The 16582-nt window shown below is 73.2% G+C and carries 12 protein-coding genes and 2 tRNA genes; 10 read left to right on the top strand and 4 right to left on the bottom strand.

Features of this window, described 5'->3' with window-relative positions:
• Positions 1-217 precede the first annotated feature (217 nt).
• Positions 218-556: a hypothetical protein gene (locus ACZ4Z5_RS04245; RefSeq protein WP_468256370.1), complete on the bottom strand. Its 339-nt coding sequence runs from the start codon at positions 554-556 to the stop codon at positions 218-220.
• Positions 557-1188: 632 nt separating this feature from the next.
• Between ACZ4Z5_RS04245 and ACZ4Z5_RS04250 the strand changes: the two genes are divergently transcribed.
• Positions 1189-2343, top strand: a complete 1155-nt coding sequence (locus ACZ4Z5_RS04250) for a PP2C family protein-serine/threonine phosphatase (protein ID WP_468256373.1) — start codon at positions 1189-1191, stop codon at positions 2341-2343.
• Positions 2344-2679: 336 nt separating this feature from the next.
• Here the strand turns inward: ACZ4Z5_RS04250 and ACZ4Z5_RS04255 are convergent, their stop codons facing one another.
• Positions 2680-3540, bottom strand: a complete 861-nt coding sequence (locus ACZ4Z5_RS04255; protein WP_468256376.1) for a bifunctional DNA primase/polymerase — start codon at positions 3538-3540, stop codon at positions 2680-2682.
• A gap of 327 nt (positions 3541-3867) precedes the next feature.
• Here ACZ4Z5_RS04255 and ACZ4Z5_RS04260 point away from each other — a divergent pair, with 327 nt between their 5' ends.
• The 6 genes from ACZ4Z5_RS04260 to ACZ4Z5_RS04285 all read left to right on the top strand — a co-directional run bounded on the left by ACZ4Z5_RS04260 (position 3868) and on the right by ACZ4Z5_RS04285 (position 9938).
• The gene (locus ACZ4Z5_RS04260) at positions 3868-4185 is read left to right on the top strand and encodes a hypothetical protein (protein WP_468256379.1); all 318 of its coding nucleotides are present in this window, start codon (positions 3868-3870) and stop codon (positions 4183-4185) included.
• Between the two features lie 393 nt (positions 4186-4578).
• The gene (locus ACZ4Z5_RS04265; RefSeq protein ID WP_468256382.1) at positions 4579-5472 is read left to right on the top strand and encodes a bifunctional MaoC family dehydratase N-terminal/OB-fold nucleic acid binding domain-containing protein; all 894 of its coding nucleotides are present in this window, start codon (positions 4579-4581) and stop codon (positions 5470-5472) included.
• Between the two features lie 71 nt (positions 5473-5543).
• Complete coding sequence (locus tag ACZ4Z5_RS04270; protein ID WP_468256385.1) at positions 5544-5978, top strand: MaoC family dehydratase; 435 nt, start codon at positions 5544-5546, stop codon at positions 5976-5978.
• Positions 5975-7141, top strand: coding sequence for a lipid-transfer protein (locus tag ACZ4Z5_RS04275; protein WP_468256387.1), 1167 nt, complete (start codon positions 5975-5977; stop codon positions 7139-7141). Before ACZ4Z5_RS04270 ends, ACZ4Z5_RS04275 begins: the two co-directional genes overlap by 4 nt.
• A gap of 380 nt (positions 7142-7521) precedes the next feature.
• Positions 7522-8067, top strand: a complete 546-nt coding sequence (locus ACZ4Z5_RS04280; protein ID WP_468256390.1) for a SigE family RNA polymerase sigma factor — start codon at positions 7522-7524, stop codon at positions 8065-8067.
• A 224-nt stretch (positions 8068-8291) separates the two neighbouring features.
• Entirely contained in the window at positions 8292-9938 is a 1647-nt protein-coding gene (locus tag ACZ4Z5_RS04285; RefSeq protein ID WP_468256631.1) for a long-chain fatty acid--CoA ligase, read from the top strand.
• A gap of 198 nt (positions 9939-10136) precedes the next feature.
• On the opposite strand, the gene ACZ4Z5_RS04290 is transcribed toward ACZ4Z5_RS04285, so the two are convergent.
• Positions 10137-14132: a PAS domain-containing protein gene (locus ACZ4Z5_RS04290; RefSeq protein ID WP_468256393.1), complete on the bottom strand. Its 3996-nt coding sequence runs from the start codon at positions 14130-14132 to the stop codon at positions 10137-10139.
• A gap of 208 nt (positions 14133-14340) precedes the next feature.
• Positions 14341-14895: an SSI family serine proteinase inhibitor gene (locus tag ACZ4Z5_RS04295; RefSeq protein ID WP_468256396.1), complete on the bottom strand. Its 555-nt coding sequence runs from the start codon at positions 14893-14895 to the stop codon at positions 14341-14343.
• Between the two features lie 304 nt (positions 14896-15199).
• On the opposite strand from ACZ4Z5_RS04295, the gene ACZ4Z5_RS04300 reads away from it, so the two are divergent.
• The 3 genes from ACZ4Z5_RS04300 (at position 15200) to ACZ4Z5_RS04310 (ending at position 16444) form a co-directional block, all read left to right on the top strand.
• Positions 15200-15290, top strand: a tRNA-Ser gene (locus ACZ4Z5_RS04300).
• A 383-nt stretch (positions 15291-15673) separates the two neighbouring features.
• Positions 15674-15746: transfer RNA gene (locus ACZ4Z5_RS04305), tRNA-Arg, on the top strand.
• Between the two features lie 434 nt (positions 15747-16180).
• Positions 16181-16444 (top strand): hypothetical protein, encoded by a 264-nt coding sequence (locus ACZ4Z5_RS04310; protein WP_468256399.1) that lies wholly within the window; start codon positions 16181-16183, stop codon positions 16442-16444.
• The last annotated feature ends 138 nt before the right edge of the window (positions 16445-16582 follow it).

Below are 16582 nucleotides of genomic sequence, written 5' to 3' on the forward strand. Positions count from 1 at the left end.
CTGCCGCGGCGAGGCTCGTGGCCGCGGCGACGCTCGTGCCGTCATCAGCCCGCGGAGGTCACACGGGGGCCGGTGCCCCGCCCGCGCGTGTGGACGACTCACGGTTCTCACCATCGATCCCGGTCCCCGGTCGGGACGGTTCCTTGCGGGGACCAGCCCTGGCCGACTCCTCGTGGTCGTCCTGATGTGGGTCTCGTGGCCGACCGCCCCCGTACCGTCAGGCGGCCCGCCGCCCGTACGGCCAGGCGGACTCGGCGAGGACCGGTGGGGGGAGGAGGGTGACGGTGACGTGCGGTGAGGCGGGGGCGTCGTCTGTGCTCCAGGTGAGCAGGCGTGCTTCGCACAATCGGTGCAGTGCCGACCGGAGGGCCTTGGCCTCGACTCCCAGTGCACGGGCTGCCGCATGCAGGGGGAAGCAGACCGTGCGGGCCAGGTGGACCTGACGGGGATCGGTTGCGAGGTCGACCAGGAGGCCGGCGAGCAAGCCGCCCTGTTGGATTCCTCGGGCTCTGACGGCCCAGTCCAGTGCCCAGCTCTCGAACGGGGGAGTCTGCATCCTGGGTGCCCTTTCCGGTGACGCGTCCCGGATCGCGGACCTTCGCGGTCCGGCCGGCCGGGGTGCCTGCGGGAGCTCCGGTTGACGGCATTCTGCAAGGCTGTGGGACGTTCTGTCACGACGCACTCACCGGGAGTCAGTGGCGGGCAGGCATCCCGGGCGCGGGGTGGGGCGGCTCTGTTCCCGGGGCAGGCCCGTCTGGGCCCGTCTGGGTGTATATGCCATGCTCGGTCGGTCCTCCGCCGGACACCTGCGCATCGCCGTCGGCGGAGCTTGCTCTGTACGGGTGAGGGGGAGCCGTGCTGAGGAGCCGCCGGCCACTCCGAAGGGCCGGAAGGCCATCGGGCGCAGGCCGGCCCCGGCGCGAAGCTGCGGGGCGAAGGCGCGGGGCGAAGGCGCGGGGCGAAGGCGCGGGGCGAAGGCGCGGCGCGAAGGCGCGGGCGGTTCCGGGGTGCCCCCTCCCGCTCGCTCCCGTCGGCGGTGCACGTTTCCACGGCGGGAGGTGGCAGCGCGGCGTCCCGGATGACGGTTCCGTGAGCGTCGTCGATGGCCGCAGCGGGCGCTGGGCAGGTCGCTCTCCGCGCGAGCTGCGGGCATTGCTCGACGCTCGATGCCTGCTTCACGCCGATATGATGCATTTTGTGATCAAGTTTGGACGGTCGTGGTGGCTCCGTCGTCCTGGTGCTGCCTACGACAGCCGGTGGGACGTCGCCATGCTGTCCCCGGTGATCGTCACCGTGCTCATCACCAGTCTGGCGTTCTCCACGCCGAGGGAGTTCGCCTTCAGCCGTCTCCTGCCGGCCGCGCCCGCCCTCGCCGCCGCGATGTGGCCGGTGCTCCCCACGGTCCTGCTGGGGACGTTCTGCCTGGCGGCCATGATCACCCTCAGCTTCTTCTACACCGATCTGGGAACGCCGTTCACCGCGGCCGCGATCATCGCGGTGACGCTGGCGGCCGCTTACGCGAGCCATGTCCGGCTGCAGCGCGAGGAGACGCTCTTCCATGTGCGGCTCGTCGCCGACGCGGCCCAGATGGTGCTGCTGCGCCCTTTGCCCCGCCGTATCGAGGGCGTGGAGATCGAGTCGCTGTATCTGGCGGCGCAGGAGCAGGCCCGGATCGGCGGTGACTTCTACGAGGCGGCGGACACGCAGTACGGGGTCCGGCTGCTCATCGGCGACGTACGAGGCAAGGGACTGACCGCGGTGGGGGCGGCGTCGGCGGTGATCAGCTGTTTCAGGGAGGCCGCGTACGACGAGCCCGACCTGAGGGGCATCATCCACCGCCTGGAGACCAGCATCGTGCGCCACAGCGCCGCGTTCCCCACCCAGGACCTGCCGGAGCGCTTCGCCACCGCCCTCATCGCCGAGATCCCGCACGGCGGTGGGCAGATCAAGATCCTGAACTGCGGCCATCCCCCTCCGCTGCTGGTGCACAAGGGGGAGATCCGCGTCGTGGACCCCAGCACCCCCTCGCCGCCCCTCCACCTCGCGACACTCATCGGGGACCACTACACCGTGGACACCCTCGCCTTCGACCCGGGCGACCAGCTGCTGCTCTACACCGACGGCGTGACGGAGACCCGCGACCGCACCGGTGCGTTCTTCCCGCTGCCGGACTGGATGCAGCGGCAGGGCCCGGCGACGCCCCGCGAGCTGCTGGACCGGCTCCACCAGGACCTGGTCCGCTACAGCGGCGGCAGGCTCGAGGACGATGTCGCGGCACTCGCCGTGCGGACCCCGAACGCCAAGGACCCGATGCGCTCCAAGGACCCGATGCACTCTGCGTAGGCGGTCGTGCCGCCGGGGGCTCCCGCCGGCGGCCGCGCGGCAGGCGTGAAGCCCTCACGTGCCGAGGGCCACGAGATCAAGGACGAGGACGTCGTGCGGCTCTCCCCGCCCGAAGCGTCTGACACGGCTGACACGGCACGTCGCCGGCGCACCGCCACGGGGTTCCCCGGTCCCCGTGGACGTTGGCGCGGGTAGGGAGCACGTGGTCGGCCCTCCTGCCCGTTGCCTGCGGCAATGAATGCCTCCCCCCGGCAGTCCAACGGCTCGCGTCTCGCAGGTGTCGCGCGGCTCGTGCCGGATGCGGCGCGGTGCCGGGCGGTGGGCCGTCCGCCGGGTTCAGGGGACGGCCGTGGTGAGACGGGCCGCGGAGGCGATGGTGGCGCGGGCCTCGCGTTCGCTGAGGCCGGTGCGGATCGCGGCCGCGGTAAGCGGGTCGGCGAGGGCGTCGCCGAGACCGTTCTCGTAGGCGCGGCAGGCGGCCCAGAACAGGCGGGTGTTGCGTTGGCCGGTGTGGGCCGCGAGGACGAAGTCGACCAGGCCCTGGCCGTGGCTCGGGCGGGCCGCGGGGTGGCGGGGGCGGGCGGGGGGTGCGATCAGCCGCAGCAGGGTGCCAGGGCAGGCCGCGGGGACGAGGTGGGCCGTGCCGGGGGCGAGCCGGTAGACGCCGTGCGCGGTGAGGGAGCCGGGGCCCACCAGATAGCCGCCCGCGCCGCGGATGTCGATGCCGGGAGCGAGCCGGCCCGCGGAATTGGGGACGACGGAGTCGGCGGGGCCGGTGAGCCACAGATGGCGGCCGCCGCTCGGGGTCAGCACGACCACGGTGTCGGGGATCGTGAACAGGTGCTGGAACGCGACCTGGCGCAGGGCCGCACCGCCGTCGGCGCCGGACTTGGTGTCCAGGTCGATGCCGATCAGGTGGTACGGGGGCCGGCCGCAGGCGATGCCGTAGCCCGTGGCCCAGGGCGCGGCGGCGAAGAGGTCGCGGACCCGGGCCGGGTCGCTCGTGGCGTCGTGCACACCGTGGCCGTAGCGGCCGCATTCGCCGCGGCAGACGGGAGGGGCGGGCTCGTCCCGGTGCGGTGAGGGCAGCGCGGGCAGCTTGTGCCTGGTCAGCGGGATCACAGGGAGGCCGCGCTCGGCGGCGGTGAGCGCATGGGCGAGGGCCAGGGTGGCGGCACGCCGGTCGATGGTGGCCATGGCTTTATTTTCGTACACCCGTTCGAGAAAGGGAAGCGGGATACGTCGGGATGGCGCCCTCGGGCGGTGGGTGGCGGGGTGTGCAGTAACGGTTCTCCGCCTGCGGCCCCAGGGCCCGCTGAGCCGAAGCGGTGACGGCCTGTGGTGTCCTGGCGTGTCGGTGGTTTATCGGCGGTTCCTCATGCTTGAGGGGGAATCGCTGCCTGCGTGGTGGTTCGCCGGGGATCGCTGGGCAACTCTGGTCTCGCGACGTCGAGTCCAGCGTCCGAGGCGGTCGGCCGACCGTCCCGGAACATGCCTTACTTGTGGTTCCTGGAGGAAGAAGACATGGCAAGCATCCGTAACGCCCGCGTCCTCGCCGCTGCCGCCGCGCTCCCGCTCGCCGCCGCACTGTTCTCGGGGGTGGCCCACGCCGACAACGGCTCGTACGCGGACAACGGATCCAACGCGAGCGCGGCCAGTATCGGCTTCAGTGGTGTGGGGGGTGGCAACTCCGGCAATTCGTCGACCACGCAACAGGTCGCATCCGGTGCGGGCGCGTCGAACCAGAACAGCACGGCGCAGGTCAGCGGACCGGCCGGATTCACGGCGATCTACCAGCCGAACGAGAACGTCGCGGTGAACTTCTACGACATGTGGGTGTGACCGGGTGCCCTGATGGGGGGCGCGACGCGGGGCGATGCACGGCCCGGCCGACGGCACTGCGGTGCGGCCGGCCGGGCCGTGGTGCGTCGGGCGGCCGCCGCGTCTCCGGGCCGCCTCGCGTGTGCCACCCCGCGGGGGTCGTGCCGTGGGGGGCGTGCCGCTCGGGGCCGTGCCGCGCGGCGGGGCGTGGCTTCCCGTGGTGGCGCGGCCTTCCCGTGGTGGCGCGGGCGACGGGCCGGTCGACGCGCCACAGTGCGGCGCGGTACGGCACGGCCCGGTGCGCGTGACGTCTCCTCGCAAGCCCCGGGCCTCTTGACACGACCCCGGGAACTGACGGACAGTCAGAAACCTGAGCCGTCACGGCGACACGACCCGGCGGGCGAGGGGGCGGTGGTGAACGACACGTTGTGCCAGCGGCTGAAGGCGTACGAAGGCCGGGCGGCAGCCGTCTCAGCCGTCGGCAAGGACCTGGTCAACGAGCCGATGATCCGGCACTGGTGCGAGGCCGTGGGCGACACCGACCCGGCGTACGCGGGACCGGACGCCATCGCGCCCCCCACGATGCTCCAGGCCTGGACGATGGGCGGACTCTCCGGGCACGACGCCCGGTCGGCGGCCTACGACGAACTCCTCGCGCTCCTCGACGACGCCGGATGCACCTCCGTGGTGGCGACCGACTGCGAGCAGGAGTACCTGCGCGAACTCCGGCCCGGTGACCGCATCACCTTCGACTCGGTGATCGAATCGGTGTCGGCACGCAAGACGACGAAACTGGGGTCGGGATACTTCGTCACCACGCGGACTGACGTCCGGGCGAACGGGGAACCGGCCGGCACCCACCGCTTCCGCATCCTCAAGTACGCCCCCGCACAGCGGAAGCAGGAGACCGCGAGACGCCCCCGCCCGGTCGTGAACCGGGACAACGCCGGCTTCTGGGAGGGCGTCGCCGCCGGGCGGCTGCTGATCCAGCGGTGCGGCGGGTGCGGGACCCTCCGGTTCCCCTGGCTGCCCGGATGCAACGCCTGCGGCTCACCGCAGTGGGACACCGTCGAGGCGGGCGGCGAGGGCACCGTGTACTCGTACGTGGTCATGCACCATCCGCCGTTCCCCGCGTTCTCGCCGCCGTACGCGGTCGCGCTGGTCGAACTCGCCGAAGGCGTACGCCTGATCAGCAACGTCGTGGGCGTGCCCTGCGACAAGGTACGGATCGGGATGCCGGTCCGGCTGGACTTCCAGCGGATGGACCCGGAACTGGTGCTTCCCGTGTTCCGGGGGAGCGAGGGCTGATGGACGCCACCCCGACGGCTCCCGGAGGAATCCGGGACGCCGATCAAGGAGGAACGGGAAGGGGAGCCGTCTTGAGGGCCGGCGACGAACTGCCACGGCTGGAGATCCCGGTCACCCGCACCCTGATCGTCGCCGGGGCCGTCGCCTCCCGCGACTACCAGGACGTGCACCACGACGCGGAAGCCGCGCGGGACAAGGGGTCCCCGGACATCTTCATGAACATCCTGACGACCAACGGACTCGTCGGCCGGTACGTCACCGACCACACGGGTCCCGGGGCGCGGCTGCGCTCGGTGCGGATTCGCCTCGGCACGCCCAACCATCCGGGCGACACCATGACCCTCTCCGGCACCGTCCTGACCTGCGAGGGACGGGACGTGGAGATCAGGGTCGTCGGCGTCAACGCCCGCGGCCCCCATGTCACCGGCACCGTCACGGTGACGCTCCCTGAGTGGGCGCCGGACCGGACGCCGGACCGCACCTCTCCCGGGGAGGCGTCGGCATGAGCGCGCGCAGGGCCGACCGGCTCGGCGGAAGGGCCGCGATCGTCGGCGTCGGGGCCACCGAGTTCTCCAAGGACTCGGGCCGGAGCGAGCTCACCCTGGCGGTGGAGGCCGTACGGGCCGCGCTCGACGACGCGGGTCTGGCGCCGGCCGACGTCGACGGCATGGTGACCTTCACGATGGACACCAGCCCCGAGATCACCGTGGCGCAGGCCGCCGGGATCGGAGAGCTGTCGTTCTTCTCCCGGGTCCACTACGGCGGTGGCGCCGCCTGTGCCACGGTGCAGCAGGCGGCGCTCGCCGTGGCCACCGGAGTGGCCGAAGTCGTGGTCTGCTACCGCGCGTTCAACGAACGGTCGGGGCGACGCTTCGGCTCCGGCGTCCAGCGTCGCGAGCCGTCCGCGGAGGGGGCCGCGCTCGGCTGGGCGCTGCCGTTCGGGCTGCTCACCCCGGCCTCCTGGGTGGCCATGACCGCGCAGCGCTACCTGTACGCCCACGGACTGACCCCGGAGGCGTTCGGCCACGTCGCGGTCACGGCCCGCCGTCACGCCGCGAACAACCCCGCCGCGTACTTCCACGGAAGGCCGATCACGCTCGCCGAGCACGCCGCGTCGCGCTGGATCGCCGAACCGCTGCGGCTGCTGGACTGCTGCCAGGAGACCGACGGCGGACAGGCGCTGGTCGTGACCTCGGTCGAACGGGCCCGGGACCTGCCGCGGCCACCGGCGGTGGTCCTCGCGGCCGCGCAGGGCGCGGGACGCGCCCAGGAGCAGATGACGAGCTTCTACCGGGACGATCTCACCGGCCTGCCCGAGACGGCGGTGGTGGCCCGTCAGCTGTGGCGGTCCTCCGGTCTGCGCCCCGCCGACATCGATGTGGGGATCCTCTACGACCACTTCACTCCGTTCGTGCTGATGCAACTGGAGGAATTCGGTTTCTGCCGGCCCGGCGAGGCGGCGGATTTCGTCGCCGCGGACGCGCTGCCCCTGAACACGCATGGGGGACAGCTCGGCGAGGCCTATCTGCACGGGATGAACGGGCTGGCCGAGGCGGTCAGGCAGGTGCGCGGTACGTCCTGCAACCAGGTGCCGGGGGCTGGCCGCGTCCTGGTGACGGCCGGGACGGGCGTCCCCACCTCCGGGCTCGTCCTCGGGACGGACCACTGACGTCGGGCCGGTCGCGGCCCAGGCCGTGGACCGGGGCACGGCTTCCGCGGCGGACCCCTGGGGTCCGGCCCCTGAGACCCGGCCCTGAGGCACGGCCTCCGTCAGGCAACCGCCTCCGCCGGGCACGGCCTCCGGCCGACGTATGACCCCGGTCGGCCGGAGGCCGTGCCATGCCGGTTCCGCAGGCCCGCGAAGTCCCGGCCAGGCGTGCGGGATCCGGCGGCACCGGCCGCGTCGCCCTGTGGCCCGTCCCTGAGGCTCCCGGGAAATCCTCCACCTTCAGGAGGTGGACCACGGCCCGCCCCTACAACCTGAGGCGGACCCCTCTTCGGGACCTGGGGCCGATCCCAGACAGGGGCCCCGCTCCTAGCGTTGAGGGCATGACCACGCCAGTCTGCAACAGCGCCTCCACGGCCGCCACGGGCCGCCCGGTGTATCCGTCGTTCACCTCGTACGTACGGGCCCGGGGCCCCGTGCTGCTGCGCACCGCACGCTCGCTCACCGCGAACCCGAGCGACGCCGAGGACCTGCTGCAGACGGCCCTGACCAAGACCTACGTCGCCTGGGACCGCATCGAGGACCACCGGGCCCTCGACGGCTACGTACGGCGCGCCCTGGTCAACACCCGTACCTCGCAGTGGCGCAAGCGCAAGGTCGACGAGTACGCCTGCGACGAGCTGCCCGAGCCGCCGGACCGTCCCTCCTCCGACCCCGCGGAACACCAGGTGCTGCACGACGCGATGTGGCGTGCGGTGATGAAGCTCCCGGACCGCCAGCGGGCCATGGTGGTGCTGCGCTACTACGAGGACCTCAGCGAGGCCCAGACCGCGGAGGTGCTCGGCGTCTCGGTCGGCACGGTCAAGAGCGCCGTGTCCCGCGCGCTCGGCAAACTCCGCGAGGACCCGGAGCTCGTCCCGGTCCGCTGACGCTGGCCGGACGCCGTCGACTTCCGCCGCCCCCGGCCGACACCCGCCCGGCTCCCGCCGACGAACGGTGACACCCGCCCGGCTCCCGCCGCCCCCGGCCGGAAACCGACGGCCTTCCCTGATCCGCACGGCGATTGTGTACTCCCGGGTAGTGACATACCAAGCGGTATGTGCGCAGAATCTGCACACCCTTGTCGACACGTAGCGCCCACCGGGAGGACGCCGTGCTCAGCACCATGCAGGACGTACCGCTGACCGTGACCCGCATTCTCCGTCACGGAATGACGATCCACGGAAAGTCGCAGGTCACCACCTGGACCGGCGAGGCCGAACCGCAGCGCCGTTCCTTCGCGGAGATCGGCGAGCGCGCCACCCGGCTGGCGAACGCGCTGCGCGACGAGCTGGGGGTCGAGGGCGACCAGCGGGTGGCCACCCTCATGTGGAACAACGCCGAGCACGTCGAGGCCTACCTCGCCATCCCCTCCATGGGCGCGGTGCTGCACACCCTCAACCTGCGGCTTCCCGTCGAGCAGCTGGTCTGGATCGTCAACCACGCGGCCGACCGGGTCGTCATCGTCAACGGCACCCTGCTGCCGCTGCTCGCCCCGCTCCTCCCGCACCTGCCGACGGTCGAGCACGTGGTCGTGTCCGGCCCCGGGGACCGGTCCGTCCTCGACGGCGCGCAGGCCCGGGTGCACGACTACGACGAGCTGATCGCCGGCCGGCCCACCACCTTCGACTGGCCCGAGCTGGACGAGCGCACGGCCGCCGCCATGTGCTACACCTCCGGGACCACCGGTGACCCCAAAGGCGTCGTCTACTCCCACCGGTCCGTCTACCTGCATTCCATGCAGGTCAACATGGCCGAGTCGATGGGCCTGACCGACAAGGACACCACGCTCGTCGTCGTGCCGCAGTTCCATGTGAACGCCTGGGGCCTTCCCCACGCCACGTTCATGACCGGCGTCAACATGCTGATGCCGGACCGCTTCCTGCAGCCCGGGCCGCTCGCCGAGATGATCGAGCGTGAGAAGCCCACGCACGCGGCCGCCGTGCCCACCATCTGGCAGGGCCTGCTCGCCGAGCTCGACGCCCGTCCGCGGGACGTCTCCAGCATGGCCAGCGTCACCATCGGCGGCTCGGCCTGTCCGCCCGCCCTCATGGAGGCGTACGACAAGCTGGGCGTACGGCTCTGCCAGGCCTGGGGCATGACCGAGACCTCGCCGCTCGGCACGATGGCCAACCCGCCCGCCGGACTGACCGCCGAGGAGGAGTGGCCCTACCGCATCACGGCCGGCCGCTTCCCGGCGGGCGTCGAGGGACGGCTGGTCGGCCCCTCGGGCGAGGTGCTGCCGTGGGACGGGGAATCGGCCGGTGAGCTGGAGGTCCGGGGCCCCTGGATCGCCGGTGCCTACTTCGGCGGAGTGGGCGGCGAAGAGCTCCGGCCCGCCGACAAGTTCAGCGAGGACGGCTGGCTGAAGACGGGGGACGTCGGGATCATCTCCCCCGACGGATACCTGACGCTCACCGACCGGGCCAAGGACGTCATCAAGTCCGGTGGCGAGTGGATCTCCAGCGTCGAGCTCGAGAACGCGCTGATGGCCCACCCGGAGGTCGCCGAGGCCGCCGTCGTCGCCGTCCCGGACGAGAAGTGGGGCGAACGCCCGCTGGCGGCCGTGGTCCTGAAGGAGGGTTCGACCGCCGACTACACCGCGCTGCGGGAGTTCCTCGCGCAGTCGATCGCCAAGTGGCAGCTGCCCGAGCGCTGGGCGCTGATCCCGGCGGTGCCGAAGACCAGCGTCGGCAAGTTCGACAAGAAGGTGATCCGCAGGCAGTACGCGGCCGGCGAGCTGGAGGTCACCCTGGTCTGACCGGCGCGGGGACGACCCGCCCCGTTCGTACCGCGTGCGACACGGACGGCCCCGTACTTCGCCCGAGTGCGGGGCCGTCCCATGAACGTACGGGCATTACGGAGCCGCGGCACGGCCGATCCGGATCCAGCCGGACCGCGGCAGAACGGACCCGGCCGCCCCCGGTCCCGGCCCTGCCGGTCCGCGGTACGTACGGCCTCAGTTGGTGCCGATCTTCGCCAGCAGGTCCACGATCCGGCTCTGCACCTCGGCGCTCGTGGACCGCTCCGCCAGGAACAGCACGGTCTCGCCGGACGCCAGGCGCGGCAGGTCCTCCTCGCCGATCCCGGCGGAGGTGTAGACGACCAGCGGGGTGTGGTTCAACTGGCCGTTGGCGCGCAGCCAGTCGACGATCCCGGCCCGGCGGCGGCGCACCTGCATCAGGTCCATCACCACCAGGTTCGGACCCATCCGGGACGCCAGTGCCACCGCGTCGGCGTCGGCACCGGCCCGCCCGACCTGCATCCCGCGCCGCTCCAGGGTCTCGGTGAGCGCCTGGGCGATCTCCTCGTGCTCCTCGATCAGCAGCACCCGCGGCGGATGCTGCTCGCTGTCCCGGGGAGCGAGCGCCTTGAGGAGGACGGCCGGGTCGGCGCCGTACGCCGCGTCCCGGGACGCCTGGCCGAGGCCCGCGGTGACCAGCACCGGCACCTCGGCGCTCACAGCGGCCTGGCGCAGCGACTGGAGCGCGGTACGGGTGATGGGACCGGTCAGCGGGTCGACGAACAGCGCCGCGGGGAACGCCGCGATCTGCGCGTCCACTTCCTCGCGCGAGTGCACGACGACGGGGCGGTAGCCGCGCTCGCTCAGCGCCTGCTGCGTCGCCGCGTCCGGTGCCGGCCACACGAGCAGTCGGCGCGGGTTGTCGAGCGGCTCGGGCGGCAGCTCGTCATCCACGGGCTGCGGCGCCGGACGGTTGGTCACCTCGACCGCGCCGCCGGGGCCGTCGAGGGGCTCGGGCCCCTCCGCACCCTCGTCGGGCGCGCCTATGGCGTACGCACGGCCCCGGCCCTCGGACGGGGGCGACAGCTGCGGCTGCCCCGGCACCTGGCCGGTGCCCTGGGGCTGCTGCGGCCGCTGCGGAGGCGGCGTCTGCGTCTGCTGCTGGGCGCCCGGACGGGCCGTCGAGGCCACCGTCGAGGCCGTCGAAGCAGCCGGTGCCGGCTCGCGGCCCTCGGCCGGAGGCGTGGCCAGCTTGCGGCGCCGCCCCGAACCGGTGCTGATCCCCGAGCCGTTGCTCTGGTTCTGCTGGGCGAGCTGCTGTCCGAACGCCACGCCTTGGCCGAGGGTACGGACGCTTATGGCACGGCCCTGCGAGGCATCGGCCGGGAGCGGCTCGGGAGCGGGCGCGGCCCGCAGCGACCTGGCGCCGACGACGGTGCCCGTGGAGGGATTGGGAGTGCCCGGTGCCATGCGCAGGGCACCGGTGCCGCCCACGGTCCGCGATACCGGCGCCTCGGGGGCGGCCGCTTCGGGAGCCGCGGGAGCGGTCGGAGTCGTCGGCGGAGCCGTCGTCGCCGGGCCGGAGGGCGGCCGTCCCCGGCCGTCCGCCGGATGCGGCGCCGGAGCCTCGGCGGGGCTGCCCCAGCCGGGTACGGGCATACCCCACCCGGGAGTCTCCTGAGTCCCCGGTCCGCCCACCGGCATCGGGTGGGGCTGCGGCGGGGTGTGGTCCGCGCCGGGCGGCATCGTCACCGGATCGTGGCGGCCGGCCGGAGACGAGTCCACGGCGGCTGCCCCGGACGGGGTGGCGGGGGTGCGGTCGGCCTCGGCGGGCGGCAGCGCGAACGCGGCCCGGGCGCCCGACGGCCCGGCCTCGTCCTGCGCGGGGGCGGGCGCCAGCGCCCGGCGGGCACGCCGCCCGGTCGGCTGGACCGGCGCCGGGTCCGGCACGGCCGCGCCCGGCTGGGGGGCGTCCATGGCAGCACCGGCCTCCGGCTGTCCGGCGGACGGCAGGGCGGGCAGCGCACCCACCGGCTCGGCCACCCGGCGGGCCCTGCGCCCGGTCGGGGCGTCCTGCAGCGCCGGCACGCCCTGAGGGGGCACGGTCGCGCCGAGCGCGGCACGGCCCGTGTCCCGCGCACCCTCGGCCGCGGTCACCACGGTCCCCTCGGCGGGCCCGTCCGGTGCCGCCGCCTCCGCGGGGCTGGGCCTCCCGCGCCTGCGGCCGGTACCGCCGACGGGGCCGGCCTCGGGGGCCGCTCCCGGTGCCGTGCCCTGCTGGGCGGGGATGTCCTGAGGGGCGACCGCGCGGCCGGCCCCGGTGTCGTCGGGGCGTCCCCGGCGACGTCCGGTCGGCGCCGCGACGACACCGGGCTGTGCGGGGACGGGCTGTGCGGGGACGGGCGCCACGGCGTCGCCCGCGCCGGACGCGGACGGGCCGGACGATCCGTTCGGGCCGGATGGTCCGTTCGGGGCGGGCGACCCGTTCGGGGCGGCGAGGGGGCTCTCCAGGAACGCGTCCGTGGACGACCGGCGGGCACGCCGTCGTCCACCGCCGCCCTGCGCCCCGTCGCCGATGCCCGCCGGGGCGTCCGCCGGCTGCTGGGCCTGGGCCGGAAGCGCGGGAAGCGCCGGGAGGCCGGCGTCTCCGGGGGCGGGCTCCGGCTCGGGTTCCGGTTCGGGCAGCGTGACGGTGCCCGCGCCCGCGCCGAGCGGCACCTCCAGGACGTACGCGGGATGGCTCATGCCCGGGACCGAGTGCGTCTGGAGCACCCCGCCGTGCGCCTGCACGATGCCCCGCACGATCGGCTGGTGCACCGGGTCGCCCCCGGGGTACGGGCCGCGCACCTCGATCCTGGCCACGTCGCCGCGCTGGGCCGCCGCGACCACGACGGTGGAGTCCATGTAACCGCCGCCCGCGGCGACCGGGGCGTTGCCAGTGGCGTCGACCCCGGCGACGTCCGCGACGAGGTGGGCGAGCGCCGTCGCCAGGCGGCCCGCGTCCACCTCGGCCTCGATCGTCGGCGCGTGCACCGCGAACTGCGCCCTGCCCGGGCCGATCAGCTCGACCGCGCCGTCGACGCCCGCCGCCACGACACCGTCGAGCAGGACGTTGCTCTTCTTCAGCTCCTCGGTGCCCGAGTCCAGCCGCTGGAAGGCGAGGACGTTGTCGACGAGGGTCGTCATCCGTGCGTACCCGGCGGCCAGGTGGTGCAGGGTGCGGTTGGCGTCAGGCCACAGCTGCCCCGCGTCGTCCGCGGCGAGCGTGCCGAGCTCGCCGCGCAGCTCCTCCAGCGGTCCGCGCAGCGAGGTGTCGAGCACCGCCAGCAGCTGGGTGTGGCGGGCGGCCAGCGCGTCGTACCGCGCGGTCTCCCGCTCCAGGACCTCGGCGTGCTTCGCGGCCTGCTCCTCGAAGGGACGCCGGTCGGTGAACGTCATCACCGCGCCGACCAGCTGGTCGCCGTCGCGCACGGGCGCGGTCGTCAGGTCGACCGGGACCGGGTCGCCGTTCTTCGCCCACAGGACCTGGCCGCGGACCCGGTGCTTGCGTCCCGACTTGAGGGTGTCCGCGATCGGCGACTCCTCGTACGGGAACGGCTCGCCGTCGGCCCGCGAGTGCAGGATCAGGGGGTGCAGCTCCTTGCCGCCGAGGTCGCTCGCCCGGTGGCCGAGGATCTGCGCGGCCGCCGGGTTCACCAGGACGACGCGGCCCGCGGTGTCCGTGCCGACGACGCCCTCCGCCGCGGCGCGCAGGATCATCTCCGTCTGCCGCTGCGAGCGGGCCAGTTCGGCCTCGGTGTCGACGGTCCCCGACAGGTCGCGCACGACCAGCATCAGCAGCTCGTCGCCGGTGTAGCTGTGCCGGTCGTTGTAGGCGTCCCGGCCGTCTTCCAGGTTGGCGCTGGTCACCTCGGCGGGGAACTCGCTCTGGTCGGTGCGCCGGGCCGTCATCCTCGTCGGCTTGGTGCGTCCGCGGGCGCCCGCGGCGTCGGGGCGGCGCATCGACCCGGGGATGAGCTGCGAGTCGAACTCCGGAAGCAGGTCGAGGAGCCCCCGCCCCACGAGCGCCGTGCCCGGTGCCTCGAACATTTCGAGGGCAATGGTGTTGGCGTTGACGACCGTGCCATTGCAGTTGACGAGCAGAAGCCCGTCGGGGAGGGCATCGAGTATGGCTGCGAGGCGAGCAGCGCCTCGGGATGGCCTGCTGCTCACGACGACGGTTCCTCCCTGCCTACTGCACCTTGCCGGACAGCCGGGCCCATCCTGTCCCTCGGGCCGCACCCTGTCACTGGAGGGAGTCTACGGGCACCCTCCCGGCTCCGACGGGGGATGAGGGGGAGCTCTCAGCAAGGTTGTGTAACCGTGGGATCACAAGACGGACCGCCGCGCGGGGCGTGACCTGGCACGACGGCCGTGGCGTCTACACCGGGGCGGCCGCGGTGGACGGCAGGACCGGCTCGAGGTTTTGCCACCGCGAGATCTCACAGCCGTCGGACCGGGTGAAGACGGCGTCCACGCGACGGCCCTGCCACGTTCCGGTGACCGTGGCCTTCGCCGGGCCGCCGTACTGCTGGGTGCACCAGGTGCCGTCGCCGACCGGCGCGAACGGGTCGGCGCCCGTGCCGGCCAGCTCGGCCAGCTTGTCGCACGCCTCCCGCGCCCGGGGGTGGCTGCCGCCGGCCGGGCCGCACTCCAGTCGGTACGTGCCGTCCCCGGCCTCGCCGGTCGCCTCGGTGGTGACGGTCAGCCGGTCGGACGCGTCCGTTGGAGGCAACGGCACCGGCAGGGGCCCCGCCACGGAAACCGGCGCCGTGGTGGCGGGAGCCCGGACCACGGCCGCTGCGGGAGGTCCGGACAGGGCCGCGACGGTGGCGGCCGCCGACAGCGCGGCGGTGACGGCGAGGCGCCGGACGGGAACGCGGGCGGAGGCTGGGCGCGCGAGGGCGGCACGGCTGCCGGCTGGGCGAAGGGGCATGACGACTCCTGGGGTTCCGCGACGACGTTGCGGCGGCCCACGGCACGACGGCGTACGACGCGGCGGTGTACGACCGGACGTCGTACGAACGGCGGCGCACGGCGCGACGGGACATGGTCACGACGCACAGGGATCAGGGGCGGCTCGCGCCCCTGACCTCTCCAACGCTCCCCGGCCCCCGGCGTTGCGCAACCGAAGCCCTTTGCCCTGTTGCCTTTCCTCCTAGTACGGTGGGTTCCGATTGGTGACGCACCACTGGGCTGTGTCATCATCTGCACGCACCATCCGCGCGAGCGCGGTGCGAGGAGGCGTCGCCTAGTCCGGTCTATGGCGCCGCACTGCTAATGCGGTTTGGGCCTTAAAGCCCATCGAGGGTTCAAATCCCTCCGCCTCCGCTCTTCAGTCCGAAGCCCCGGCCCCACGGCCGGGGCTTCGGCGTTTCCCCGATGCTTCGGCGGGCTTCGGCGGCTGTGGTCGTCCCGGCGTCTCCGACCGCGCCGAGCCCGGTCGCTGTGCCCGGCCCGGTCGGCGTTCCTCACCGGAATCCTTTTATGCGTGACCTAGGTATGCGTGACCTGGGCCACAATTCGCCCTCCATGACCCCTCTTAGCGGCTTCCGCCGCGTCGCGGCGCCCACGCCCAAGGCGTCCCCGATCGGTGCCCCGAATGGCATTTCCGCAGGTCAGAGGTGGTGCGGCTAATGGATTTCGCGTCCCGGCGCAGGTCATGTAATGTTGTTCCCGCAACGCCGACCAGGCAGAAAAGCCCGGGACGCCAAGCACTCGTAGCTTAACGGATAGAGCATCTGACTACGGATCAGAAGGTTGCAGGTTCGAATCCTGCCGAGTGCACACAGCTCAGAAGCCCCTCGGGATCATCCCGAGGGGCTTCTGGCATCAGCGGGTGACATCAACGTCCATGGCCGGACCGAAATGGACGGCGGCCCAGGGATTCCGTGATCTGCGGGACGTCTTCGTGGCGAAGGCGGGCGGCCCTGACGAGACCATGACGAGGTCGTGCCCCGTTCTCTTCCCGCGGCCTGGAGTGCGTGCGCTCAGGGAGTGTTCTAGCGTCGAATGAGCGAGGGTGGTCGATGCCGAGCCGATCGGGTCCCGGCGGAAGCGCACACCACCCGCACGGCACACCGCGTACTCGGCCCCGGTGGTGCTCGAATCCAAGGGATCCCAGGGGACTCGGCCCCTCCGTGCGTTCGCCCGGCGCCGCCCCCGCGAGCGGTCCGCACCCCGGGCCGTGCCGCCCGACCGAGAGAGCAGGTGCATCCCCCATGCGTCCTTCGGCACGTATCGCCGGCCTTCTCGCCGCCCTGGCCCTCGCCGTGGGCGGCGTCGCCACCGCTGCGCCGGCCGCCCACGCGAACCAGGCTGCCTGCCAGAACTACCTCCAGAAGCACGGCACCCAGGTCACGGACACCGTCCGCATGGCGTGCTTCGTCGGCCAGGGCGGCGACCAGACCGCCTGCGTCAGCAGCCTGACCGAGGCCGGCGTGACAGCGTCGACCGCAAACGAGGCGTGTCGGCAGTCCCGCTAGGAGCCGGTTCGGCTCCTGCGAGAGCAGGCCGTGCGGGGACCGAGAGCAGGCTGTGCGGAGGACTCGCTCTGCGCCCGGCGGGCATCGGAGACTTCCCGGCTGTCGGCTGTCGGCTGTCGGCTGTCGGCTGTCGGTCGC

The organism is Streptomyces sp. NPDC030222 (assembly GCF_055573115.1).

Bases quoted from the DNA above. Each gene is read 5' to 3' on its own strand.
- ACZ4Z5_RS04255 (WP_468256376.1), bottom strand. From the start codon at position 3,540: ATGGCCACCATCGACCGGCGTGCCGCCACCCTGGCCCTCGCCCATGCG.
- ACZ4Z5_RS04245 (WP_468256370.1), bottom strand. From the start codon at position 556: ATGCAGACTCCCCCGTTCGAGAGCTGGGCACTGGACTGGGCCGTCAGA.
- ACZ4Z5_RS04275 (WP_468256387.1), top strand. From the start codon at position 5,975: ATGAGCGCGCGCAGGGCCGACCGGCTCGGCGGAAGGGCCGCGATCGTC.
- ACZ4Z5_RS04310 (WP_468256399.1), top strand. From the start codon at position 16,181: ATGCGTCCTTCGGCACGTATCGCCGGCCTTCTCGCCGCCCTGGCCCTC.
- ACZ4Z5_RS04250 (WP_468256373.1), top strand. From the start codon at position 1,189: ATGCATTTTGTGATCAAGTTTGGACGGTCGTGGTGGCTCCGTCGTCCT.
- ACZ4Z5_RS04280 (WP_468256390.1), top strand. From the start codon at position 7,522: ATGACCACGCCAGTCTGCAACAGCGCCTCCACGGCCGCCACGGGCCGC.
- ACZ4Z5_RS04260 (WP_468256379.1), top strand. From the start codon at position 3,868: ATGGCAAGCATCCGTAACGCCCGCGTCCTCGCCGCTGCCGCCGCGCTC.
- ACZ4Z5_RS04295 (WP_468256396.1), bottom strand. From the start codon at position 14,895: ATGCCCCTTCGCCCAGCCGGCAGCCGTGCCGCCCTCGCGCGCCCAGCC.